Annotated in this window: 22 protein-coding genes and 2 pseudogenes; 8 read left to right on the top strand and 16 right to left on the bottom strand. The window is 44.5% G+C overall.

What is annotated here, in order from left to right:
• Nucleotides 1-4 precede the first annotated feature (4 nt).
• The 5 genes from NYG90_RS09375 to NYG90_RS09355 all read left to right on the top strand — a co-directional run bounded on the left by NYG90_RS09375 (nt 5) and on the right by NYG90_RS09355 (nt 4,965).
• The gene (locus NYG90_RS09375; RefSeq protein WP_285257646.1) at nt 5-1,258 is read left to right on the top strand and encodes a glutamate-5-semialdehyde dehydrogenase; all 1,254 of its coding nucleotides are present in this window, start codon (nt 5-7) and stop codon (nt 1,256-1,258) included.
• 179 nt (nt 1,259-1,437) lie between these two features.
• The gene (gene exaC, locus NYG90_RS09370; RefSeq protein ID WP_285257647.1) at nt 1,438-2,946 is read left to right on the top strand and encodes an acetaldehyde dehydrogenase ExaC; all 1,509 of its coding nucleotides are present in this window, start codon (nt 1,438-1,440) and stop codon (nt 2,944-2,946) included.
• A 28-nt stretch (nt 2,947-2,974) separates the two neighbouring features.
• Nucleotides 2,975-4,024, top strand: coding sequence for an alcohol dehydrogenase AdhP (gene adhP, locus NYG90_RS09365; RefSeq protein WP_220176688.1), 1,050 nt, complete (start codon nt 2,975-2,977; stop codon nt 4,022-4,024).
• A 51-nt stretch (nt 4,025-4,075) separates the two neighbouring features.
• Nucleotides 4,076-4,573, top strand: a complete 498-nt coding sequence (gene tpx, locus NYG90_RS09360) for a thiol peroxidase (protein ID WP_285257648.1) — start codon at nt 4,076-4,078, stop codon at nt 4,571-4,573.
• A gap of 80 nt (nt 4,574-4,653) precedes the next feature.
• Nucleotides 4,654-4,965 carry a DUF779 domain-containing protein gene (locus tag NYG90_RS09355; protein WP_181814173.1) on the top strand — a complete coding sequence of 104 codons (312 nt, stop codon included), beginning with the start codon at nt 4,654-4,656 and terminating at the stop codon, nt 4,963-4,965.
• Nucleotides 4,966-4,977: 12 nt separating this feature from the next.
• Here the strand turns inward: NYG90_RS09355 and NYG90_RS09350 are convergent, their stop codons facing one another.
• The 10 genes from NYG90_RS09350 to argF all read right to left on the bottom strand — a co-directional run bounded on the left by NYG90_RS09350 (nt 4,978) and on the right by argF (nt 12,578).
• Complete coding sequence (locus tag NYG90_RS09350) at nt 4,978-5,421, bottom strand: hypothetical protein (RefSeq protein ID WP_285257649.1); 444 nt, start codon at nt 5,419-5,421, stop codon at nt 4,978-4,980.
• Nucleotides 5,370-5,951, bottom strand: coding sequence for a hypothetical protein (locus NYG90_RS09345; protein ID WP_285264978.1), 582 nt, complete (start codon nt 5,949-5,951; stop codon nt 5,370-5,372). Before NYG90_RS09345 ends, NYG90_RS09350 begins: the two co-directional genes overlap by 52 nt.
• On the bottom strand, nt 5,948-6,331 hold the full coding sequence (locus NYG90_RS09340; protein WP_285264977.1) for a type II toxin-antitoxin system death-on-curing family toxin: 384 nt from the start codon (nt 6,329-6,331) through the stop codon (nt 5,948-5,950). The genes NYG90_RS09345 and NYG90_RS09340 overlap by 4 nt, the downstream gene beginning before the upstream one ends.
• Entirely contained in the window at nt 6,328-6,522 is a 195-nt protein-coding gene (locus NYG90_RS09335) for a hypothetical protein (protein WP_115011222.1), read from the bottom strand. Before NYG90_RS09335 ends, NYG90_RS09340 begins: the two co-directional genes overlap by 4 nt.
• Nucleotides 6,523-6,657: 135 nt before the next feature.
• Nucleotides 6,658-7,263: a GIY-YIG nuclease family protein gene (locus NYG90_RS09330; RefSeq protein WP_150336969.1), complete on the bottom strand. Its 606-nt coding sequence runs from the start codon at nt 7,261-7,263 to the stop codon at nt 6,658-6,660.
• 1 nt (nt 7,264) lies between these two features.
• Nucleotides 7,265-8,182 (bottom strand): DNA adenine methylase, encoded by a 918-nt coding sequence (locus tag NYG90_RS09325; RefSeq protein WP_150336999.1) that lies wholly within the window; start codon nt 8,180-8,182, stop codon nt 7,265-7,267.
• A 256-nt stretch (nt 8,183-8,438) separates the two neighbouring features.
• Nucleotides 8,439-9,746 carry a (Fe-S)-binding protein gene (locus NYG90_RS09320; RefSeq protein WP_285264976.1) on the bottom strand — a complete coding sequence of 436 codons (1,308 nt, stop codon included), beginning with the start codon at nt 9,744-9,746 and terminating at the stop codon, nt 8,439-8,441.
• The gene (gene hemN, locus NYG90_RS09315; protein WP_285257653.1) at nt 9,743-11,140 is read right to left on the bottom strand and encodes an oxygen-independent coproporphyrinogen III oxidase; all 1,398 of its coding nucleotides are present in this window, start codon (nt 11,138-11,140) and stop codon (nt 9,743-9,745) included. The genes NYG90_RS09320 and hemN overlap by 4 nt, the downstream gene beginning before the upstream one ends.
• Nucleotides 11,137-11,583 carry a DUF2603 domain-containing protein gene (locus NYG90_RS09310; protein ID WP_115011218.1) on the bottom strand — a complete coding sequence of 149 codons (447 nt, stop codon included), beginning with the start codon at nt 11,581-11,583 and terminating at the stop codon, nt 11,137-11,139. The genes hemN and NYG90_RS09310 overlap by 4 nt, the downstream gene beginning before the upstream one ends.
• Entirely contained in the window at nt 11,559-12,578 is a 1,020-nt protein-coding gene (argF, locus tag NYG90_RS09305; protein ID WP_285257654.1) for an ornithine carbamoyltransferase, read from the bottom strand. Before argF ends, NYG90_RS09310 begins: the two co-directional genes overlap by 25 nt.
• Before the next feature lie 328 nt (nt 12,579-12,906).
• Between argF and NYG90_RS09300 the strand changes: the two genes are divergently transcribed.
• The gene (locus NYG90_RS09300; RefSeq protein ID WP_285257661.1) at nt 12,907-13,821 is read left to right on the top strand and encodes an NAD(P)H-dependent glycerol-3-phosphate dehydrogenase; all 915 of its coding nucleotides are present in this window, start codon (nt 12,907-12,909) and stop codon (nt 13,819-13,821) included.
• Nucleotides 13,822-13,927: 106 nt separating this feature from the next.
• Here the strand turns inward: NYG90_RS09300 and NYG90_RS09295 are convergent, their stop codons facing one another.
• On the bottom strand, nt 13,928-16,159 hold the full coding sequence (locus NYG90_RS09295) for a TonB-dependent receptor (RefSeq protein WP_285264975.1): 2,232 nt from the start codon (nt 16,157-16,159) through the stop codon (nt 13,928-13,930).
• A gap of 212 nt (nt 16,160-16,371) precedes the next feature.
• Here NYG90_RS09295 and NYG90_RS09290 point away from each other — a divergent pair, with 212 nt between their 5' ends.
• Nucleotides 16,372-17,022, top strand: a complete 651-nt coding sequence (locus NYG90_RS09290; protein ID WP_285257656.1) for a DUF305 domain-containing protein — start codon at nt 16,372-16,374, stop codon at nt 17,020-17,022.
• 521 nt (nt 17,023-17,543) lie between these two features.
• On the opposite strand, the gene NYG90_RS09285 is transcribed toward NYG90_RS09290, so the two are convergent.
• From NYG90_RS09285 to fliR, 5 genes and pseudogenes are all read right to left on the bottom strand, one after another.
• A complete protein-coding gene (locus NYG90_RS09285; protein WP_285257657.1) occupies nt 17,544-19,124 on the bottom strand; it encodes a methyl-accepting chemotaxis protein in 1,581 nt (526 codons plus the stop codon).
• 71 nt (nt 19,125-19,195) lie between these two features.
• A pseudogene (gene glmU / locus NYG90_RS09280) lies at nt 19,196-19,846 on the bottom strand (bifunctional UDP-N-acetylglucosamine diphosphorylase/glucosamine-1-phosphate N-acetyltransferase GlmU); the annotation flags it as partial.
• A 756-nt stretch (nt 19,847-20,602) separates the two neighbouring features.
• Nucleotides 20,603-21,031 (bottom strand): annotated as a pseudogene (locus tag NYG90_RS09275) (NTP transferase domain-containing protein); the annotation flags it as partial.
• On the bottom strand, nt 21,024-21,659 hold the full coding sequence (gene thyX / locus NYG90_RS09270) for an FAD-dependent thymidylate synthase (protein ID WP_285264974.1): 636 nt from the start codon (nt 21,657-21,659) through the stop codon (nt 21,024-21,026). The gene thyX and the pseudogene NYG90_RS09275, both read right to left, overlap by 8 nt.
• 29 nt (nt 21,660-21,688) lie before the next feature.
• Nucleotides 21,689-22,462, bottom strand: coding sequence for a flagellar biosynthetic protein FliR (gene fliR, locus NYG90_RS09265; protein ID WP_115011210.1), 774 nt, complete (start codon nt 22,460-22,462; stop codon nt 21,689-21,691).
• A 472-nt stretch (nt 22,463-22,934) separates the two neighbouring features.
• Between fliR and NYG90_RS09260 the strand changes: the two genes are divergently transcribed.
• Nucleotides 22,935-23,557: hypothetical protein (locus tag NYG90_RS09260; RefSeq protein ID WP_285264973.1), on the top strand; the 623-nt coding region annotated here is incomplete at its 3' end.

Raw genomic sequence — 23,557 nt, 5'->3', positions numbered from 1 at the left:
TTTTATGGAGTATGCAAACACGCTACAAACATTACAGCAAGCAAGTAAGACTCTAGCCCAAAGCAGTGCCAAAATGCGCAACCACGCGCTAGAAGCCCTAGCAAATGAGCTAGAAAAGAGCCGCGCTATTTTGCAAGAAGAGAATGCCAAAGATCTCGCAAATGCGCGTGCAAACGGACTTTCACCAGCGATGATTGATCGCTTAAGGCTTGATGATAGCGCGATTACAAGTATGATCCAAGCCGTCAAAGAGATTAGATCCCAGCCAGAAGTGCTAGGCGAGATTATCAGCGGTGGCGTGCGCCCTAGTGGGATTAGTATCGCGCAAGTTAGAATCCCGCTAGGCGTAGTATGTATCATCTATGAATCCCGCCCAAATGTAACGATTGATACCGCGGCTTTATGTATCAAATCAGGCAATGCGATCTTGCTAAAAGGCGGTAAAGAAGCTCACCACTCAAACACCGCCTTGCTTGCTTGTATCCACCGCGCACTAGATTCTAGCTCCATCCCAAAAGAATGCGTGCAATCCCTTGGGCTTATTGCTAGAGAAGACTTAGCTACACTCTTGCAGCAGCGCGAGTTTATCGATGTGGTGATCCCGCGCGGTGGAGCTGGGCTAATCGAGTTTGTAACTACCCATAGCAAAATCCCTGTAATTTTCCACGACAAAGGCGTATGCCACGCCTATATTGATCGCTCTGCTAAAAAGCAGCACACACTAGATATATGCCTAAATGCCAAAGCTTCACGCCCAAGTGCTTGCAATGCTATTGAGTGCATTCTAATCCACCGCGATTGTGTGGGGGAGATCTTGCCAGATTTGGTAGCGACACTGCTAGCAAATGGCGTGTGTGTGCGAGCGCAGCAAGAAGTGCTAACACTGCTTGGAGACAAAGATGGGCTAGAGCTTGCTAGTGCAAATGACTTTGGCACAGAGTTTGGAGACAAAATCATCGCGCTAAAAATCATAGAATCCATAGAGCAAGCTTTAGAGCATATCGATAAATACGGCTCTAAACATAGTGAAATCATCATCACGCAGGATTTAGAGGCTGCGGAGCTATTTTGCGGGCGCGTTGATGCAAGTGCTGTGTTTGTGAATGCCTCTAGTCGTTTTAATGATGGTGGCGAGCTAGGACTAGGTGCTGAAATGGGGATCTCCACGCAAAAGCTCCACGCACGCGGACCTATGGGAGCCGTGCATTTAACCACGACAAAATACCTTATCCACGGCAATGGCAGCATTAGAATCTAAGCACCACACTTGTGGATTTTGGGTGCAGCTGCAATAGTTTGTGATTTTGGTCATCGCCAAATAATGTAACTTTTATCTACTTTTTTGCCATATTTTTTGATTTATTATTATATATATATCCTATTTAGACTACTCTGTTACTAAGCCCTAGGGTGAAATTTTGAACAGAGAGGTGCACAATGAGTCAATACGAAAACATCAGCAATGTGTTTAAACCGCAGTATGAAAACTTCATTGGCGGCAAATGGGTTGCTCCTGTGAAAGGCGCGTATAGCGACAACAAAAGCCCTATCAATGGCAAGACACTTTGTAAAGTCCCGCTATCAAGCGAGGAGGATATAGAGCTAGCGTTAGATGCCGCACATAAGGCTAGGCAAAAATGGGGCGAGACAAGTCCGGCGGAGCGATCTAATATCTTGCTAAAAATCGCTGATAGGATTGAGGCAAATTTAGAGAAAATCGCCTATGCAGAAACTTGGGATAACGGCAAGGCTATTCGAGAAACGCTAAATGCCGATATTCCCTTAGCAGTGGATCATTTCCGCTATTTTGCAGGGTGCATTAGAGCGCAAGAAGGTAGCATTTGTGAGATTGATAATGACACAGTGGCATATCATTTTCACGAGCCTTTGGGCGTTGTAGGGCAGATTATCCCTTGGAATTTTCCTATCCTAATGGCAGCGTGGAAGCTAGCTCCAGCCTTAGTAGCAGGAAATTGTGTCGTGCTAAAGCCAGCAAGCCCCACACCAGCGAGCATTTTGGTGCTTTTTGATGTGATTGCGGACTTGCTGCCTGAAGGAGTTGTAAATATCGTCAATGGAAGTGGAGGCAAGATTGGAAAAGCTCTTGCGACTAATCCACGCATCGCCAAAGTTGCATTTACAGGCTCTACTGGTGTTGGGCGACAAATTATGCAGTTTGCCACAGAAAACATTATCCCCTGCACACTAGAGCTTGGCGGCAAATCGCCAAATATTTTCTTTGAAGATGTGTTTGAACACGAAGATGAGTATTTGGATAAAGCCGTTGAAGGCTTGGTGCTATTTGCCTTTAATCAAGGAGAAGTTTGCACCTGCCCAAGTCGCGCCTTAATCCACGAAAAGATTTATGACAAATTTATGGAAAAGGTCTTAAAACGCGTGGAAGCCATAAAAATAGGCAATCCTTTGCACGCTGATACGATGATGGGCGCACAAGTTGATGAAAATCAAGTCAAAACAATCCTTAGCTACATTGAAGCAGGGAAGCAAGAAGGTGCGCAATGCCTCATCGGCGGGGAGAGGAATAACCTAGGAGGCGAGCTAGCAAATGGCTGCTACATTAAGCCCACTATCTTTAAAGGGCACAATAAGATGAAAATCTTCCAAGAAGAAATCTTTGGTCCTGTGCTAGCGGTAACAACCTTTAAAGACGATCGCGAAGCCCTAGAAATCGCTAATGACACGATTTATGGCTTGGGCAGTGCGGTTTGGACAAGGGATATTAACAGAGCCTATCGCTTTGGCAGAGGCATACAAGCAGGGCGTGTATGGACAAATTGCTACCACGCATACCCCGCACACGCAGCCTTTGGTGGATATAAGCAGTCTGGAATCGGTAGAGAAACACACAAGATGATGCTAGAGCATTATCAGCAAACAAAAAATGTGCTAGTGAGCTACTCTATCAACAAACTTGGATTTTTTTAATCCATACACTTAAATGAAAGGATATATTATGAGTATTCCAAAAACAATGAAAGCAGCGGTTTCTAAAGAATTTGGCAAGCCTTTAGTGATAGAAGAAGTTGAAGTCCCACGCCCAAAAGCAGGGGAAGTTCTTGTCAAAATTGAAGCGTGTGGTGTGTGCCATACAGATTTGCACGCAGTCGATGGCGACTGGCCCATCAAACCCAAGTCAAATCTTATCCCCGGACACGAGGGCATTGGCAAAATCGTCGAGCTAGGCGATGGCGTTACGCATTTAAAAATTGGCGATATTGTTGGGATCCCTTGGCTATATAGTGCTTGTGGGCATTGCGAGCATTGCTTTGGCGGTTGGGAGACACTTTGTGAGAGTCAAAAAAATGGTGGATACTCTGTCAATGGTGGCTTTGCAGAATATGCAGTCGCTGATGCGAACTATGTAGGCGTGTGTGATCCCAAGCTTAGCCATAAAGAGCTCATTGACCTAGCTCCTATTTTGTGTGCTGGTGTTACAGTGTATAAGGGGCTTAAGATGACAGAAGCAAAGCCCGGTGAATGGGTAACAATCTCTGGTATTGGCGGACTTGGACACCTAGCCGTGCAGTATGCAAAGGCTATGGGGCTAAGAATTGCCGCAGTTGATGTCGCTGATGATAAGCTCGAGCTTGCAAAACGCTATGGTGCTGAAGTCGTAGCAAATGCAAAGACAGAAGATGTTGTCGAAAAAATTAGAAAAGAGACTAAAGGCGGGACACACGGCGTTTTAGTTACCGCGGTATCGCCTAAAGCATTTGAACAAGCGGTGAAAATCGCTAGAAGAGGCGGAACTGTCGCGATGAACGGCTTGCCACCGGGAGAATTCCCTCTTGAAATTTTTGGAATGATCCTTAATGGTGTAACCGTGCGTGGCTCGATTGTCGGCACAAGGCTTGATCTGCAAGAGGCGATTGAGTTTGCACAAACAGGGCGTGTAAAAGCGCATGTAAGTGCAGCTGTGAAGCTTGAGCAAGTCAATGAAGTCTTTGACAAAATGAGAAAAGGGCAGATTGAAGGGCGTATGGTCCTTGATATGGGAGCCTAAGACTGCTTGCGCGCTTGACGCGCAGGCACAAAGCTATCTAAAGGAGCTAGTATGGTAACACTACAAGGAAAAGCGGTAAGTCTCTATGGCAAGCCTATTGAAGTAGGGCAGTTTGCTCCTATTGTGTATCTCACAGGCAAAGATTTCGCGCCACATAAAATTGGCGGAGCAACTGGTAAGTATCAGCTTATTAGCGTTATCCCAAGCATTGATGGAGGCGTGTGCCAAACACAAACACGCACCTTTTATCAAAAGATATCTTCACTTGCGAATGTAGAGATAGTGTGCGTATCGGTGGATATACCTTTTGCACTAGATCGATTTTGCGTAGCTGATGGCATTAGCAATATCTCTATGCTAAGTGATTATAAAGATAATCTATTTGGTAAGGTGTATGGGCTATTGCTGACAGATGGAATGTTTGAGGGCTTACTTACTCGCGCTGTGCTTATCGTAAATGCTGAAGGCAAGGTGGTGTATCAAGAAATTTGTAAAGAGATCGCCGATGAGCCAGATTATGATGCTGCATTAAAAGCCCTGCACGCATAAGCTAGGGGACACCCCCTAGCCTTACCCCACCCTATCAATTACCACAAGCCCTATCACAAGCTTTTATCAAAGGAGATATGATGGAAATGTTGATCGATGACAAAGCACAAGCTCTCATTGATAAGCTAGAATCCTTGCACGGAGCGGTTTTGTTTTATCAAAGTTTTGGCTGCTGCGATGGCTCCGTGCCCTTATGCTATGCGAAAAAGGATTTTACACTTGGTAGCAATGATGTGTGTATCGCTAGAAGCGGCAATGGCATAGAGCTATGGACACATCAAAGTCAAGCAGATTTCTATCAAGGCAGGACTTTTCATCTTAGCGCAGAAGAAGGACTAGCAAATGAATATTCTTTAGAGTATGAAACAAATATGCGCTTTGTGGTGGTGTAATGCTATTTGTGTTTATGGCAGTAAAAATTCATATTCATACACCTTTATTTCTATCTTTTTGGCTAGATTTTTTAGGGCATAGTTGAGTGTGCCTAATCTTTCTTTGTAGGCTTCATCTTGAGCTTTTTGTGATGGATTCATTTTGCCTTTATCATTAAAGCCTTGAAAGTGGGCTTTGATGTCATAGAGTGCGGCGTTTGGATTGTAGCTTTTCTCATCTTTTGCTTGTTTGTGGTAGTGTTTGAAAAGTTCTTTTCCTGCTTGTAGCACTTCTTTTGCTTCATCGCTAAACCCTAGTGGCTTTGTGGGGATAAACGAGGATTCTAGCTCATCGTTAAATAATCTTGTTTGCAGGGGCTTAGATTTTACTTTGTCATTGCGAGCCGACTTGTCGGCGTGGCAATCTATGCTTGTATTTTTGGATTGCTTCGTTGTGGCGTTGCCACTGCCTCGCAATGACTGCTCTTGCTTGATTTTGCCTTGCAAAAAGTCTTGCATAAAGTGAGATTCAAAGACTTCGGCTGCACCAAGCTCTTTTTCGCTAAAAGGGATAAAGAGTGGTTTATACCCTCTTTGCTTGTGATTCTATTTTGTCCGTGAAAAAGCATAAAAATAAGGCAGTCATTTTGAAACTCTGTGTCCTTTTCCCATTTGTTATTTGGAGCTAGAAACTGGTCTCTATCATTTATCCAAGTGGCTTTGATACAATGACGGACAGAGAAATAGACAGAAAATGGGATAAGATTATTTTGCGTGATATTAAGACAATATCTTGCTAGGGGTTTTAATAGCAAACAAACTTTTTGCTGATTTTGAAAATCACTTGGATAATTTGAAATTAACCCTAGCATTTCATTTGCAGAATCTTTAAAATTAACCCACCATTGATTCAAGGATTTGTGTTTATCTAGCGTTGTATAAAATCTCTTTTTCCCTAAACTCGCCCCATTTTCATCAAAAATATCTAGGGTTATGCTGCTTTTCATTCAACGCCTTTTAGCATATCGCTTAGAATCTGTTTTAACTCATCTTTGCTTATCTCATCACTTGCTACGCTTACAATTACATCTTCTAGCTTTTGGTAAAAGTCCTTTGGTGTGGCTTTGTGATTTAGCATTATAAACGCATCGCCTATAAGTAATGCGGTGCGTTTGTTGCCATCTGCAAAGGGGTGGAACTTCACACAGGCAAACATTATATGCGTAAGCTTGTCTATAAAGCTTGGGTAGTAGTCATCATTTTGGATTTGTGTTAAAGCAGAATCTAAAAGGGCGATTTGCTTAGGGTTTGCCCCTTTTAGTCCGCCTATTTCATCTAGCATATCATCGTGGATTTTTTGCACTTCTTGTAAGCTTAAATATCTCATTTATCTTTTAGCCTTTCAAATACTGAGCGAATCTCTGGGTCTTGTAGTTTGCTTTGTAACTGCTCTCTTACACTTTCAAAATCGCTTTTAGATTCTAGCTCTTTGATAATCTTTAAATCACTTTTTAAGCCCTTTAGGCTTTCAATCACTTGCAAAAGTTTAGAATCTACATTTTCTAGTATTAAAGTCATTTGCTACTCCTTTTTTTGCTTGAATTTTAGCAAAAATTTTTTAAGCCTTATTCCGCCCCACTTAAATCCCATACTAAAAAGCCTATGGGGAAGTTTCCCTTGACATTATCAAAGGTGTAGGCTGGAGCGATAAAATTAACTTTCCAATCTCACTTCCTTGCGTTTAATTTTCTTTTCTCTACTCTGTGCGTTGGCTTGAAGTTCTGCGTGTTGGTTTTTTATTTCAAGCGGCCAGTCTGCTCCTTGCTCTTGCACATTCCACTCTGGGTGTTCGCTTTCCACACTTAAATAATCTTCCACGCAACACTGCTCTATAAATTTATAAGAAATGGAAACATTTTTGACCTTTTTTAAGCCAAATAATCCTTTCACTTCTTTTTCAAAATTCTCTTGGTAAATCATATAAAATTCTATTTTCTTGCCCTGTAAAATCGTATGATAGAGAAAATACCAAACACCAAAACTTCTAATACTTGGTCGCCCATTTACTCCACCGTCTCTGTAAATTTCTAAAGTGCTTTTGATTCCACCTGTTGCTTGGCTTCCACCGATTTTTTTAATCTCACCATCTACCACAATGAGATACACTCTAGCTACATTTTCTCTTAAAATTTTTTGTGATAGCACCTTGCCATTTTCATCTTTTAAATCTTTTAAGTAATTAAAATTAAGCTTTGTGCTATCACTTACAAATTCCACATCAGCGATTTTAAATGCAGTTTTTACTTGTTCTATTTTCATTTCACTCCTTTATAATCAAAAGCTCGTGGCTTTGCTTGGTGTTGTCTATATCGCCCCTTTCAATGCGATTTTTACCTATTCTTGTTTCGCCTTGTCCCATTGTATATTGCCATTTTGGTTTTAAGATTTTAAAATCCTTATAAGCTTCTCGCACAAACTCACAATCATTATAACTTAAAACAAACTTGCCTTTATGGTTTTTAAGACATTTTGCCAAAAGCTCGTGATTAAAGCTATTGTGATGAATAGGGAAATTTCGCATAGGATAGATTCCTTTAAACATTTTAGAATCTCCCTCTAAAAAATATGGTGGGTCGCAATAGAAAAAATCAGTAGGATATTTTTCAAACACCGCTTCAAAACTCGCCATTTCTACTTTAAGATTATGCGTTTTAAAATCTCTAATTTTTTCTAAGGCTTTTAAATAGCGATTTTTGTCTTCATAGATTTTGCTCATCCAACCTAAAAATCCGGGTCCATAACTTAGATTAAAATTAAAATAATAATCTCTTGCAAGGGTTAGAGAATCTAGCTCTATCTTAGGTTTATTGTTAGGGTTTTTATGTCTTTCATTCCAAAATAAACCTAGCTCATTTTTGATTTTTGCGTAATTTTCTTTTGTGGGTTTAAGCTTTACAAGCTCATTATAAAGTGCGTTAGAATCTTTACATAAAATTTGCCAAAAATTCACCAAAATATCAAATATATCAAAAGCTAAAACTTCAATATTAAGCTCTAAAGCTGCTGCTACTTCCACGCTCCCACCGCCGATAAATGGGCTAATAAGTCTTTTTGTATCACTAGGAATCTGTTCTAAAATTAACCCCACAGCCAAAGATTTACCCCCACCATAACGCAAGGGGCTTTTTGTATAGCGTTTATAGGCTAAATTTTTGCCCTTGAGTTTATGTAGAAACATATCCCTTTTTGTTGAGTCATAAGGAATAAATAAATTGCATTGATTGATTTTTTGTGTCAAAATTATCCTTTTTATTTTTTATCTTATGTCAAATTCTATCATTGTAGGCATTATAAACTTAATTTATAAGTGAAATCAATTTTGAATGGTAAAACTTTCATACAAAAATCAATCCGCCCTATTTGTTTTTAAGCTCTTCTTCTGGGAGATTTAGGGGATACATTGGGGTCCTTTGGTGTGGGTCGGCTCTTTGGAGCTAGAGCTGGGGGGCTGAAGTGCAAGAGTCTAAATCGCTAGCGATTAGCTCTAGGGGGTGCATAAACTTTGCTTTTACTTGCGCTTGGGCTAGGGAGTTGGTAAGCTGCATTCTACACGCGCTGCACTCTGCGCTGACAATGTGGGCTTGCGTGCTAGCTATCATCTGTGCCTTTGGTGCGCCGGCTTGTAGCGTGAGCTTGTAGCGATCACTTTGCATACTCACCCCGCCAAAGCCACAGCATCTATCTGGCTCGCTCATCTCGATAATGCGGTGCGATTTTGCTAGCAGGGCTCGCGGCTCGCGGTGGATTTTTAGCACCTTTTTGGCGTGGCAGGGGTCGTGGTAGGTGATGGTGGGGCTGCGGGATTCTAGCCCACAAGCCGAATCCCTCAAGGATTCTAGCAGGGTAGCAAGAGTAGTGTGGTGGTAGAGCCACTGGCTTGCCATAGCCATTTTGCTTGTAAGCTTGCGCAGACGCGGGATCAGCGTGTGTGCTTGCTCATCGCGCTTTAGGGCGTTTTCCCAATCGTGCATAAGCATAGCCGCGCAAGTCGCCTCTGGGATTAAGATCGCATCTACCTCATCAATAAAGCTCTCAAAATACTCGATATTACGCTTAATGAGCGTTAGCACACTTGCAATATCGCCGGTGAAAAACGCCGGCGCACCGCAGCACTCTTGGCTTGGCACAAGCGCGTCAATCCCTAGCTTATCTAGGATTTTTAGCAAGCTTATGCCGACATTTTGGTAGTTATAGTTTGCCAAGCAGCCGATAAAAATCGCCACTTTATTATGCGCTAGATTCTGGGATTTAGGCGCACTAGCTGGGATAAGCCCGCTATAAGTGTTAAGGAAGCTTTTTTTGCCAAAGGGAAAGATCACGCGCTTGCTAAAGGGCAGAGTATTGCCCTGCTTGCCTTGCTTAAACACACAGGGCGAGATAAAGGCTACTATGCGAAAGACCATATCCATAAGCTTGCGGTGTTTTAGCAAGAAAAAATACGCCCTTTTATACCACGCGATCCCATACTGCTTGGCTATGTCTATGCGGATTTGCTCAATGGCTACATCAACGCCAAGATTTGATGGACAAGCCTGCACGCAAGTGGTGCATAAAAAGCAGGACTCAAAATACTCTTTTGCAAGCTTATCAAGCTGCAGCTCCCCCCTAGCATACGCCCCTACGAGATCCAAATACCCCCTAGGTGAAGTTACCTCTTCTCTATGGATTTGATAAATCGTGCAGCTAGGGATACATTTGCCGCATTTCACACACGCTTGAGAAACTGCTTTAAAATCTATCATATTGTCTTACTAAAGGCGCGTTTGTGGGATTTCTCTAGGTAGGTATCAAAGACCATAGCGATATTGCGGATAAGCATAGCTCCCGTGGGCGTGGTGTAAAGCCCCTTTTCATTATGGATCAAAATGCCTAGCTCGATGTATTCTTGTAGGCGCGCTAGCTCTTTGGCAAAATACGCCCTAAAATCACGCCCCCACTGCTGCGCAAAAGGCGCGAACTCTATGCATAGATTATTCATAAGCTCCATAATGACACTTTTGCGCAGTATGTCTTCTTGGCTTAGGCTAATGCCTCTCTCTAGCGGCAGCCTGCCTTCATCAATGGCTTTTTCATACTCGGCTAGGTCTTTGGTATTTTGCGCGTAATAGTCATAGCCCTCGCCGATAGAAGTCAGCCCTATGCCAATCGTCTGTGAAAATCCACGAGTCGTGTAGCCTTGAAAATTGCGGCGCAAAGAGTGGGACTCTAGCGCGTGGTAGAGCTCATCGCTCTTTTTGGCAAAGTGATCCATACCAATCATCATAAAGCCTTTTTGCGTGAGAAAATCAATCGTGGATTGTAGTATCTCAAGCTTGCTTTCTGGACTTGGCAGGGCGTTTTCATCGATTTTGCGCATAGTTTTTTTCATCCACGGGATATGGGCGTAGTTGAAAATCGCTAGGCGATCTGGATCTAGGCTTACCACCTTTTCTAGCGTTTGCATAAAGCTTTTCACACTTTGATTAGGCAAGCCATAGATAAGATCAAAATTGATCGAGCTAATGCCGGCATTTCTAGCGATTGTTACAGCCCTTTGCACAAGCTCTACACTCTGGAATCTATGCACCGCTTCTTGCACTGCTTCATCAAAGTCTTGCACGCCAAAGCTTAGGCGATTAAACCCACCTGCACGCAATGCTTGCATTTGCTTAGGCGTGAAATAGCGCGGGTCAATCTCACAGCTCACCTCTGCATTGCTCGCAAAATTGGGGAAGCTTTTGCGCACAAGCTCTATCACTCGTGCTAATTGCTTCTCATCAAAAAAGCTCGGCGTCCCCCCACCAAAGTGCAGCTGCACCACCTCTCTTGTCGTATCTAGCAGGCTTGATATAATCGCTAGCTCCTTTTGTAGATACGCTATGTAGCGGTCTTTTTTGTCTTCTTTGCTTGTGTAGATGACATTGCAGCCGCAAAAGTAGCAAGCACTGCGGCAAAATGGCAAATGCACATAGAGTGAGAGCGGAGTAGAATCCACTTTTGCCCTTTGATCGCTGCGCTGAAAGGCTTGCTTTAAATCTTCATAGCTGAAGTCTTGGGTAAATTCTACGGCTGTTGGGTAGCTTGTGTAGCGTGGGGCTTGGGTCGAGTAGCGTGCCAAAAATGCAAAGTCTATGGCAGTGCTAGAATCCACTTTCATCGCATACCTTTTGAGAGAAATCGCTCTGGCAGTGTTAAGAAAAGATTTGGATACTGCTTTTTGATCGTCTTTACTAGGGATTTGGTGTTGATTTTAGGCAGAGAGCCATCGGGCAGGCGTTTGGACTCTATATTTTCTAGGGCTACTGCCATCACATCATCAAAATCTATGGGGATATTTTGACTAATATCGCGGGATAGCTCTAGGTAGAGCTTTTCTTCGTGGGCGGTGCGGATAATGCCGATAATATGCTTTAAGATATTTTGCGGCATTACGACATATTCTTGCCCCTCATCATCTTCGATAAACCACGCTTCTTGCGGATTAAACTCACCTTTTTCTAAATTAAGCAATATCTGTGTGCTAGAAATTTTGCTTGCTTTAGCAAGATTATTGGAGTGGAAAATCTGCGCTGCGTTTAGTTGCTTTGAGCTAGTAGCCATAGCATAATTCCTTGTTGGATATAAAGTCGATTGTGCGCTTCTAGCCACACTTTGCTCTGCGCACTCTCGATGACTTCTTCACTCACCTCATAGCCGCGATAGGCTGGCAAGCAGTGCAAGAATATCGCCTTAGAATCCGCATAGCCCATAAGCGTGCTATCAACACAAAAGCCTGCAAAATCGCGCAATTTACGCTGCTTTTGCTCCTCTTGCCCCATTGATACCCAAGTATCGGTGATGATGATATGCGCATTTCTAACTGCTGCAATAGGGTCGTTGGCATAGGTGATTGTAGCTTGTGAGTGCTTGGCAAGCTCTACGGCAGATGCACAAATATGCTCTTTAGCTTCATAGCCCTTAGGCGTGGCAAGCCGAAACTCTAGCCCCAAAATCGCCGCGCAATTAAGCCACGAATGCGCCATATTATTGCCATCACCGATATAGGCGACTATGGGGGATCCTACGCGAGCAGGGGGCTTGGGGGCGTTGGGATTATGTCCTGTAAATTCCGCATAATAGGGAGCAAAGTCATCAAGGTAGAATCCACATTCTAGCATTGTCAGCACATCTGCTAGCACTTGGGCTGGGTGGTAGGAGTCTGTGAGTCCATTGATCACAGGGATCGTGCTAAAGCGCGCTAGCTCTTCTAAAGTCTCTTGGCAAAATGTCCGCACCATCACCATATCTACCATACCGCTAAGCACTCTTGCTGTATCGCTGATCGGCTCTCCTCGCCCGATTTGCGTATCTTTGCCCATAAGCACGATCGCCCTGCCCCCTAGCTGATTGATCCCTGCTTCAAAGCTCACGCGCGTGCGAGTAGAGGGCTTCTCAAAAATTAAGGCGACATTTTTATCGCGCAAGCTAGCTGTGTGCAAATGTGGCGGCACAAAGTCTCTATAATGAGACTTGGCGTGCTTATGCACAAAAGCTAGCGTGATGATCTCATACAACTCCGCTTTGCTAAAATCTTTGAGTGTGAGAAAATGTCGCATACTTCCTAATCCTTTTATCCTTATGGGCTTTGCTTCCTATGCTATTGGGGCTTGTGTCTTCAGCTAAAAGGGTTAAATATACTTGAAAATCACTAAAATACTGCTTAGTTTTAGGAGGGCAGGCAAACACAGAGCAAAAGCTAGAATCCACTTTTTCAAAAAAGTGGATTCTAAGAAAAAGCCCAAATTTGTCATCGCGAGCAAGTGCGGTAGTGCTTGCGTGGCGATCCGCAGCACAAAAGTGGATTCTAGTGTAAAGGCGGCTATGCTAGGTATCACACAAACGCTAGAATTTGTCTATAATATAAGCAAACAATACATAGGTGGAATGATGATTAGTGTATGTGGTGGTGGAGCGTGGGGCAGCGCGCTGGCATTTGCTCTAGCGCATAAGCAAGAGGTGCGGATCTTTTCACGGCGCAAGCTAGATGATAAGTGGGGGACACCCTTTGGCATTAGGCAAGTGAGCCTAGAAGAAGCGTGCGAAGCGGAGCTTATAGTGATCGCCATTAGCGTGGCGTATCTGCGTGAGTTCCTTGCCACAATGCCCAAAAACCCACGCGCACGCTATCTCTTTGCCTCAAAGGGCATAGAGGAGCAAAGTGGGGCATTTGTGCATCAAATCGCGGCGGAATTTATGGATCCTAAGAATATTTGCGCGCTTAGTGGTCCAAGCTTCGCCAAAGAAGTGCGCCAGTGCCTGCCCTGTGCCGTGGCTATCCACGCGCAAGATCCGCGCATAGCACAGAGCTTTAGCACAGCATTTCCTAGCTTTATGAAAATGTATGTAGGCGATGATTTAGTAGGCGCGGAAATCGCAGGAGCATACAAAAATGTCATAGCCATTGCCGGCGGGATAAGCGATGGCTTAGGGCTTGGCAATAATGCTAAAGCCGCCTTGCTCGCTCGTGGGCTTGTGGAGATGGAGCGATTTGGGCGAGTGTTTGGGGCAAAGACGGAGACATTTTTAGGTCTCTCTGGCTCGGGGGATTTGTTTTTGACAGCTGGCTCTACACTCTCGCGCAACTACCGCGTGGGGCTAGGGCTTGCGCAAGGTAAGTCGCTGCAAAGCGTGCTAGAAGAAATAGGCGAGGTAGCTGAAGGAGTGCGCACCGCACGCGCTATCCACACAATCGCCACGCGCAAAGACATCTACACGCCCATTGTCAATGAAGTGGTGCAAATCCTAAATGGCAAGCCGTGTAGAGAGGGGATTCTAGCCCTTATGGCACAAAGGGACTAGCAAGAGATTTGGTCTTAGAGATAACATTAGCGTGATATGGGGATTTGAAGTAGTTATTATCATCTCTCTCAAACTCCCCATAAAGCTCATTGCACCTAGCTACTCACTAGAATCTACTTGCTACTTCTAGGTAAAATGCCCTGCCCGGGGCGCGATAGTAGGCGTAATATTTGTAGTCAAGCAAGTTGGTAAAATTAGCACTTAGCTCAAGGTGCTGGAATCTATACCCTAGCCGCATATCAAGCAAATAGTAAGCATCACTGCTAGAATACACGCCCCACACCTTTTGGCTTGCATTATCTAAGTCTTTATACCGCTTGCTTGCCATCTCACAAGAAAGCGATCCAAAGAGCCTGCCATCATCATAGTAGAGCTGCACATAGCCTGAATGCTCCGGGACTCCGGCTAGGCGATTGCCCGCTGCTATTACTTGGCTGCCTGATATGAGATCTTGGGTAAGTTTGGCATTGTAGAGTGTGTAGCTAGCAAACAGCCCCCCATAGCCAAAAAGCTTTTGCCTATATGATAGCTCTATGCCGTTTATGCGGGCTTTTTGGGCGTTTTCTAAATTTTTGCCTATGGTGGTTATGGCATTGGTGAAAAAGCTATCAAAGTAGTAGATTTTTACCTGCGCGGCAAAAGTGGATTTTGGATATAAAGACTGCTCTAGCCCTATATCATAGCTATAGAGCTCTTCTGGCTTTAGGTGTGGATTGCCCGAAGTCTGGACGCCATCGTTGCGGATATAGTCGCGGAATTTTTGGTTGAAAGTAGGGGCGCGAAATGAGCTACCCCCTGAAGCCTTGATGATTGTCGTGGCATAGTCGCTAGAAAAGGGCGTGAAATTTAGCGAAAGCTTTGGGGAGAATTGATTATGCGTAGCATTTGGGGCATTGGGCTTGGTGGTGTCTGTGTAGTTAAAGCCCTGCCATAAATCCCACCGCCCGCTAAGCCCGGTGCTAAAATATTTGCTCCACGCAGCTTGATAATGCACAAATACGCCTAGGAAATTATGCGCCCCGGTGATTGTCTTGCTAAGTGCGGTGCTAGAGGCAAAATCGCGCCAATCGCTAAGATTATAGGCATTTTGCTTATAGCCGCTATATCGCTCCTGCACGCCAAAAAGCAGACTATGGGCTTGGGACAAACGCAGGGTAAAAGTGCTTTCAACATTGAGTGTATTGTAGTGGTGATCTTGCTTGCTCCCAGCTCCGCCAAAGGGCGAAGCCCCGCCGCTAGGACCAGCCCAAATATCATTGCCATAGGTGTGATTTAGGCTTGTGCGCCACTCATTGCTGCCAAAGTAGTGTGTATAGCTTAGTGCGGAGATAACTTGATTGTAGATTTCATTGCCCATACCGCCGACAAACGCATAAGGTGCGCTGCCTTGTGCGCTGTTTGGGCTTGTGGCATTACCCCACGCGACATTGCCATTTTCATCGCGTAAATAGCTTTGCTGGCGGTGGTGGATATAGTTGTAGTTAGAGTATTGCACCCACGCATCTAGCACGCCACTACTGCCAATATCTGCTTGGGCTTTGATTTTTGCATCGTGTGTGGCATATCGCTGGCGTCCCATATCGCCCACAAGCACAATCGGTGTGCCATCGGTTTTGTGCGATGGCACGCTACCGCTTAAGCCACTTATGCCATTATCGCCGCTAGCATTGACCCACGCATTATCCGCAGCATAGCCGCTAGAGAAGCTTCCACCATAAGTGGCTTTCACGCGCAAGGATTTGTTAAAAAAGCTATCGCCTATGCTTAGATACCAGTTTGTTAAATTCTCTGGTGCGCCATTTTGGCTAAATGGATTCCCATAGCCTAGGCTACCATACACAGAGAGCGAATCAGGCATAGCGGTGATGAAGTTGATAGCCCCACTAAGCGCGCCTGAACCATACAGAGCCGAGCTTGCCCCACGCGTGATTTCCACGCGCTCTAAGTCGTGCGCGCGCATTGTGGTTAGCATTTTGGTGTTGTTATTGATGTCATTTAGCACCACGCCATCTACCATTAGCAGCGCACCATTATTGATCCCGCGAATCATCGCGCCATCAAAGGTCTCCATACCTCTGCCCTTAGGCTGAAGCACGCCCTCGTGTCCGCGCAAAGTATCGGTGAAGCGATAATTAGGGCGGATAGCAATATCGTGCTTGTTGATTATGCTGGTATTGCCTGGGGCTTGCTCTATGGGTGTGGGGATTTTGGCAGCGATTGTAGTAACAGGCTGCAAGCTCTTTGTCTCTTGGGGGGTTTGTGGCTCTTGCGCGGTGGCTGAAACTTGCGTAGCTATGCTTGCTACAAGCGCGGTGGCTAGGGTCGCTTTATGTGTCATTACTATCCTTTGCTCTATCGTTTGATTGTGCGATCAAGGTATGATTATAGTTTATTATTTCTTACTATGGTATTAAGTTATTTATATTAGTAATATCAACAAGATAAATATAGTGTAGATTCTATCTTTTGACTAGGGGGCAAGGCGTGCGTGGCGATTGATTAGCCAAGTGATATTAGAATGCAACTCCCATTTAACCACAAGGAGCTTATATGAAGAAAATAGCCATATCCTGCATAGCCGCTAGTATGCTTATCCAGCTATCTATGGCAGACCCTGCCAATCACAGCACACATACTCCAAGCCACACACATACAGCCCAAGCCCTAGAATCCAGCACACAAGAAGTCCTAGATGCGATGCACGCCCCAATGCTAGAGACAGAGTTTGTAGAGAGTGGGGAGGTAAATGTGGATTTCATCAAAAATATGATCCCTCACCACCAAGGCGCGATCCTCTCATCAAAGAAGCTCATCGCAAGCAAGGATCTAAACCCCACACTTAAACAACTCGCCCAAAACATCATCACAGCACAAGAAAAAGAGATCCTATACTTTACTAAGCTTTTGCGCGATGAAAAGCAGCTTAAGCAGACACTACCGCAAGAGCAATACCAGCAGTTTGTCAAACAAGCCAAAAGCGATATGGAAGTAATGATGCAAGAGATGGTAAAGCTTGATAGCAATGAAACGCTAGAGCGCGCGTATATGAAAGCTATGATCGCCCATCATCAAGGCGCGATTGATGCAGCAAAGCAGATACTAAGCATTACAAATAATGCCACTATTACAAAAATCGCTAAAGAAATCATCGCCACTCAAGAAGATGAAATCAAGCAGTTTGCAACACTGCTTGGCAGATAACAGAGCTTGACAAGCCCACGCAAATATCGCGCCTAGAGTGCCTAGCAGATCGCTACTGCTAGGCATTGATAAGCTTGTAGATCCTAGATTCTAGCCCCTATCCTAGAACCCCACAAGCCACCACACCCACACAAACTTATCTCACACTTATAGCCGCAGAAGCTTTATACTAGAATCCACTTTTTGACAAGGATTCAGCTTGCGCAGCTAGAATCCCAAAGCAGTGATGAAACAAGCCTAAACCCCCTAGAATCCACTTTTTATTGTCATTTTGGGATTCTAAGGATTTTCTAAAGAAACATCGGCTTGCGCCGAGCGTTTTACTTGTTTTCTAAAGAAACATCGGCACAGCCTAAGCGGTATCCCTTGTTTTCTAAAGAAACTTCGCTTTGCGGTGGGGCTGTGGTGTTTGGCTCGCTCGCAACGACAAGCGCGGATCTAGGCTTACCACCAGCTATGGAGATGTTCCATATATCTTTGCCAGCTTTCTTGAGGGCTTTAAATGGAGGGCTTAGGACTCACTAAGTCTTAAACGCAGAGATCCCGCCATCTAGCTCTTTGGTCTTTTGCTCGGTGCTTTTCACGATAGATTCTACCTGCTTGCCTAGCTCTTTGGTGCGCGATGAGAGCTTGATGATTTCTTCCATTTGCTGGCTTAGGCTAAGAGTCTTGGCAAAGATTTCTTCATTTTTCTTAGCGATATTGCCAGATGCCTGCAAGCTCTGGTCTAGAAGCTCTTTGGTGCGGTGGGCGTTATTGATGAGATCTTGGGCTTGGTCTGCGACTTGCTGGGCTTCTTGCGCGGTGGATTGGATCTCTTCTCCTACTTCTTGTATGCTCTGCACACTCGCATTTGTCATCGCAGAGATTTCGTTTAAGGATTTTTGCGTGCGCTCCGCTAGCTTTCTTACCTCATCTGCCACCACAGCAAAGCCCCTGCCGTGCTCCCCTGCTCTAGCGGCTTCAATGGCGGCATTTAAGGCTAGGAGATTGGTTTGATCAGCAATATCTGCTATGAAAGAGAGTGTTTGGCGCGTTTGGTCGGCATTTTCTACAAGGACTTTCGCACTTTCAAAAATCTGCTGATGATCTTGGCTTGATTGCTGCATTTTGCTTGCGACAGATTCTAGATCTTGTATAAACTCATCAAGCGCATTTTGCGTGTTTGAGACATTTTCTACCATTTTGGCAATATCATCTTTAGTCTGCTGAGTCTGCTGGGCTATATCTTTGGCAAACACACCAACCGTATCGATATGTGCTACTTGTATGGAGGAGTTTTTGGATAGCTCTAGGGAGATTTCATTGAGATTGTTTATAGTCTGGAGATTTTCCGTGGAGACATTTTTAGCGATTTTTATGGTGTTTTGGATTTTTTCTATAAAGCGATTGAAAAATGATGAAGTGATCCCTACTTCATCTTGCCTCTTTATGGCTATGCGTTTGGTGAGATCGCCCTCTTTGGTGCTGGTGAGATCCTGTGCCATAGCGCGTAAAAATCCTAGTGGAGCGATAAGCTCCCTTTCAAAAAACACCCACAGCCCGCCCAATGCCATTAGACACGCCACAGCCGTTGTGCCAATGACCCAATACATACTCTCTACAATCCCTTCGTGCAGCTCTTTGAGCGAGATTTTCAGCTCCATAACGCCTAGGACTTCATCTTTTTGCGCATTGGCGTGGCACATAAGGCAACTATCTTGGGCTATAAGCGGCTCATAGAGCAGAGCAAACTCTCCGCTAGATTCTAGCACTGACTCCTTGCCATCAAAGACCTTGCGCACGACTTCTGTGGGGATAAGCGGCTCCTGTATGGCAAAGAGCTCCACCACGCTTGGAGCTTGATAGATCTTGACATCTTCGATACCTGGGATAGATTTAGAGTCCTGCACGCTAGCTTCAATGGCTTCTCTTGAGCCGATATTCATACCCGCGCGGATTGTGTAGAAGATAGATTTACTAAGCATACTTACTGTGTGAGTGGATTCTTTTTTGGCAAGTTTGTTGAAGTTGCTTTGCAGCAGGGCGATTAGCCCAAGCACCCCCACGACAAAAAACACAATCAATGTAAAAATCATCTTCGCACGGAAAGTCTTTAACATCAGCACTCCTTATATCCCCTTATGCACGATTAGGATAGCTGATTTTGACTTAGCTACGACTTAGCACTAGCCTAAGACTTGGCAAAAAAGCGGTGGAAAAAGCCTGCGATGTTGCTTTGCTTGGTGCGTGAGAGAGCTAGCTCGCCACTTTTGACATTTGTGGTGATTGTAGAGCCTGCGCCGATGATTGAGCTAGATTCTATCTCCACAGGGGCGACTAGCTGGGTATCGCTGCCGATGAAGACATTTTGCCCGATAATGGTGCGATGCTTTTTCTTGCCATCATAATTACAAGTGATTACCCCAGCCCCTACATTGCTCCCAGAGCCTATCTCGCAATCCCCAAGATAGCTTAAATGCCCTGCTTTCACGCCATTTAGCTGTGCGGACTTAGTCTCTACAAAATTGCCTATATGTGTGTGAGAGATATGGCTTTTGGGACGGATATGCGCCATAGGACCGATGTCGCTATGCTCTATCACACTATCTTCTATCACGCTACCTGCTTTGATATGGGAATGCTTAATGACACTTTTGCCACAAATGCGGACATTATTTTCTACCTCGCACTCTCCTTCAAACTCCACCCACTCTTCTAGATAAATACTCTCTGGCAGCCGCATAATCACGCCTTGATCCATAGCCCTTTGCCTAAGAGCTTGTAGGCGGATAGCTTCTGCTTGAGCTAGCTCGCTCTTAGAATTGACGCCCATAAACTCGCGCGCATTGCCATAAAAGGGCGCGATTAGTGTGTTGGGCGTTGGCTTTGAGCGATAAATCGTGGATTCTGCGGCGGGGGCTTGGCTCTCCGCTAGGTAAATCCCTTCGCCCCCGCCTTGAAAGCCACAATTTCTCATCTCAAATCCTTCCGCCTGCGGCGTGGCTACATTTTGAGCATTTTGGGCGAAGCTCCTAGAATCCTTTGCTGGCTCGTGTAGTGTGGCGGTGTCAAAAGTGGATTCTAGTTGAAGTTGCTCGCGGCAGGATTTTTCACGCCCAGCCTGTTTGTCTTCTTCTAGGATTCTAGGAATTGCGCTTGTTTGTTTATCCATCTCGGGGCAGGATTCTAGGATTTGCGATGAGAAATCTTTGCTTTGCGAGCGCGCGCAAGGGCGCATACTTGGCGTATGTAACCGCCGCGCGCGCGATGCAATCAAAGATTTATCGCGCAAAGCTGAATCCCATTGTTCTCTAGCTAGCGCGATAATGTCGGTTAGATAATATTCTCTCTGCGCATTATCATTGCTAAGTCTAGGCAGGCTACGCTCTAGCAGCTCTGTATCAAAGGCATAGATCCCAGCATTGACAAGTGTTATGGCTTTTTGCGCTTCATCGCAATCTTTTTCTTCGATGATTTTTAGCACCTTTGGCGTGTGTGCAAATGTGGATTCTAGCACCACGCGCCCATAGCCGCTGGGATTCTCAAGATCCAAGACACTAAGGACAATGGGAGCATCAATCAAGATAATCGCTCGCATAGATTCTGCGCTGATAAGTGGCATATCTCCATTTAGCACTAAGGTGCGCGGATATTTGACAGCAAACATCTGCTTACTAGAATCTATCTGGGCTTTGGGGCTAGGGTGGCTAGAGGCTTTGCTAGATTCTAGCTTCTCATCACTCACGCACCCTTGCATTAGCGCGCCGCCTGTGCCGGGGAAATTTTGGCAATCTTGCGTGTGGATTGTGATAGAAGCATTCTCTCCAAAATACTCGCGCAAATGCGCCTCTATGGCTTCTTTTTGGTGGTGTAGCACGATATGCACATCATCGCTTACTTGCAATGCCGCTTCAGTGATGCGCGCGATCATCGACTTGCCACAAATGCTATGCAGCACTTTGGGCTTATTTGATTTCATCCTGCTGCCAACCCCTGCCGCTAGGATTATAATAGAGCTTTTACACATCGCCATCTCCTTTGCTACTCTCCACACACTTCTCAAACAAATACTTATGCTCTTGTGGTAATGCTTCATATATACACAATGCTAGCTCTTGTATCTCCCATAAGGCGTGCTTACTCGTGCGTAGTGTTAGGAAGTTTTGCAAGCTTCTTGCATTGATAGTCCAAGTAAGCTCAGTCAAGTAGCACTCTGGCATAGCATATTTAGCTACATCATTTGTGGTGCTAGAGTCTAGTAGCAACTCCTTTAGATTCTGCAATGCCTTGTGGCTCGCTTGATTTACCTTGTCATTGCTTGTAAGCTTGATAAACTTGCTTGCTTTCTCTAGTGTGGATATATCCGCCCTTTTTAGCTCTGCTAGTGTGTATCTACTAGACTTTACAGAGTAGCTAGCTATGCGGTGGCGGGCTAGCTCTTGGAGGCACGCACGAGATATTCCTTGTATGAAAAATGTGTATTGCAAGTGTTCTAGTGTAGATTTGTGGTTGAATATATTCCCCACGCGATTGATAAGCTCTCTATCTTTCTCCCCACCACAATCACCTTTATCAAAGCTACTCCAGCAAGTGCGTATAGCGTGTGAGCATACTTCTAGTGGCGTATAGTGTAGTAGTGTTATGTTTGGTTTCATTGTGCTTCCTTGTAAGTAAATGGCAAAGGCTAATGGCGTGAAAAGACAATGCTTAACGCCTTAAACGCTTCATATAAATCTGTTTTGAAATGATACAAAATCCCAGGTATGATTAAAATAACAACGATAAATGCTATGCCAATTTTGAGTGGAAATCCAAAGGAGAAGAGATTAAATTGCGAGTGGGTCTTCATAATCATACCAAAGACAATATCCGCAAGCAAGATCACCCCAAGCACCGGAAACGCCATAGCAAAGCCCAGCGCAAACATACTCCCAAACGCGCGGATAAGGTAGTTTGCAAGATTTGGCGAGAAGCTTACCTGCCCTATGGGGAGCATCTCTAGCGTGAAAGCCACAAAGCGCAAAATTAGATGATGAAAATTAAGCATTAGGGCTAGCACAAGCGCACTTAGCATAATCACCTGCACGATAATGGGCTTGGTATTGCCGCTTGATGGATCATAGGCACTTGCCATAGTCATACCCATAGAGAAGCTTATGCTATCGCCTGCGATAAACAGCGCGTTAAAGACGATTTGCAGCGCAAGCGATGCCATAAAGCCAAGGGCTACCTCCATAAACGCCGCTAGCAGCAAATCAGGCAAAGTGGCGATAGTCGCGCTTGAATGCGCCAAAGGCAGAAATGCAATGGTCAAAAAAACCGCCATAGCCCCACGCACCGAGATAGGCACAAGCTGAGAGTCAAAAAATGGGAAAAATGTCAAAATCGCGCTAAACCGCAGCAAAAGCAGCAAAAACACAATGACATTGCCCTCTGTGAGATATGCGAGAAACTCCATATTTTATGCCCTTAGAATCCTCGTTTTGTATTTTGTGTTCTTTGTTTTTCAAAAGTGGATTCTAGCACACAATCCTACCAATCCCCATAGAATCCACTTTTTGAAAAACGCTTTTTCTTGTCATATTGAGCCTTTAGGCGAAATATCTCTTGTTGTTTTTACGATACATTTACAAGCACGACATATTTTTTACACGCCCTTTACAAACTTTCGCAAACAAAGAGTAAATATTTAGTCTAATTATAAAAAGCCGTTTTTTTTTTTGATTTTGCTATAATCGCGGCTTTGATTTCTTGCTTTAAGGAGTTTTTATGGAAACACTTAACACAAATAGCCCTCTAAATACTCATAAAAACGGGGGGGGGGGGGGAATAATCTCTCTCTAAATGCTGTAAATCCTACAGATTCTCAAAAACTAGCTAAGTCCAAGGCTACACGATTAAGTTTAATATGCTTTTTTGCCCTTAGCTCTATGGCAGCGGCAAGCACGCCTACCATACCTGCAAATGATCCAAATAATCTTGTTGAAAGCCTCAATCAACAAACCTGTCGCCATAGCGCAGGTGGTCACTACAACAACTGCTATAACATTATGTGGCAGACTACTAATAAACAAGGTGCCACAAATAGTTCGATGCTTGGTAATTGGAATTTTGGTAATGCAAGTGTCTATGGAGATGTATCGCATTACACTTACGCAAGCGTAGCTGTTGCCTATCGTCCCGGAGGCTTTAGTGGCAAACGATTCTGGTTTGCAAACGACGCACGAGTGGATCACCTTGTGTTCAATCTTAAAAAGGTTGGCGAGGGGGATTCTCCTTGGCTCAATTTGGTTGATAGCAACAATCTCAATGTTACAACCCTTGATGTCATCGGTGATGTAATGTTTGAAGTAAAGCTAGGCGGCAACAGCAATATTGATACTATCAACAACGCTGCTGATCGCCTAAGCCTTACTACAAATGCTAATAGCTCCCTAACAATCCAAACACTCAACCAAAACAGAGCCGATAGCCAGCTAGTCATACAAGAAGCTCCCGGCTCTATTGTGATAAATACCCTTCATCAAAGCGGCGGTAGTGTCTATCAAAAAAC

Origin of the sequence: Helicobacter zhangjianzhongii, assembly GCF_030249855.1 — a bacterium.
GTDB classification, from domain to species: domain Bacteria; phylum Campylobacterota; class Campylobacteria; order Campylobacterales; family Helicobacteraceae; genus Helicobacter_B; species Helicobacter_B zhangjianzhongii.
Note: the sequence above shows the minus strand (reverse complement) of the source record. Positions and strands in the feature narration are given on the sequence as shown.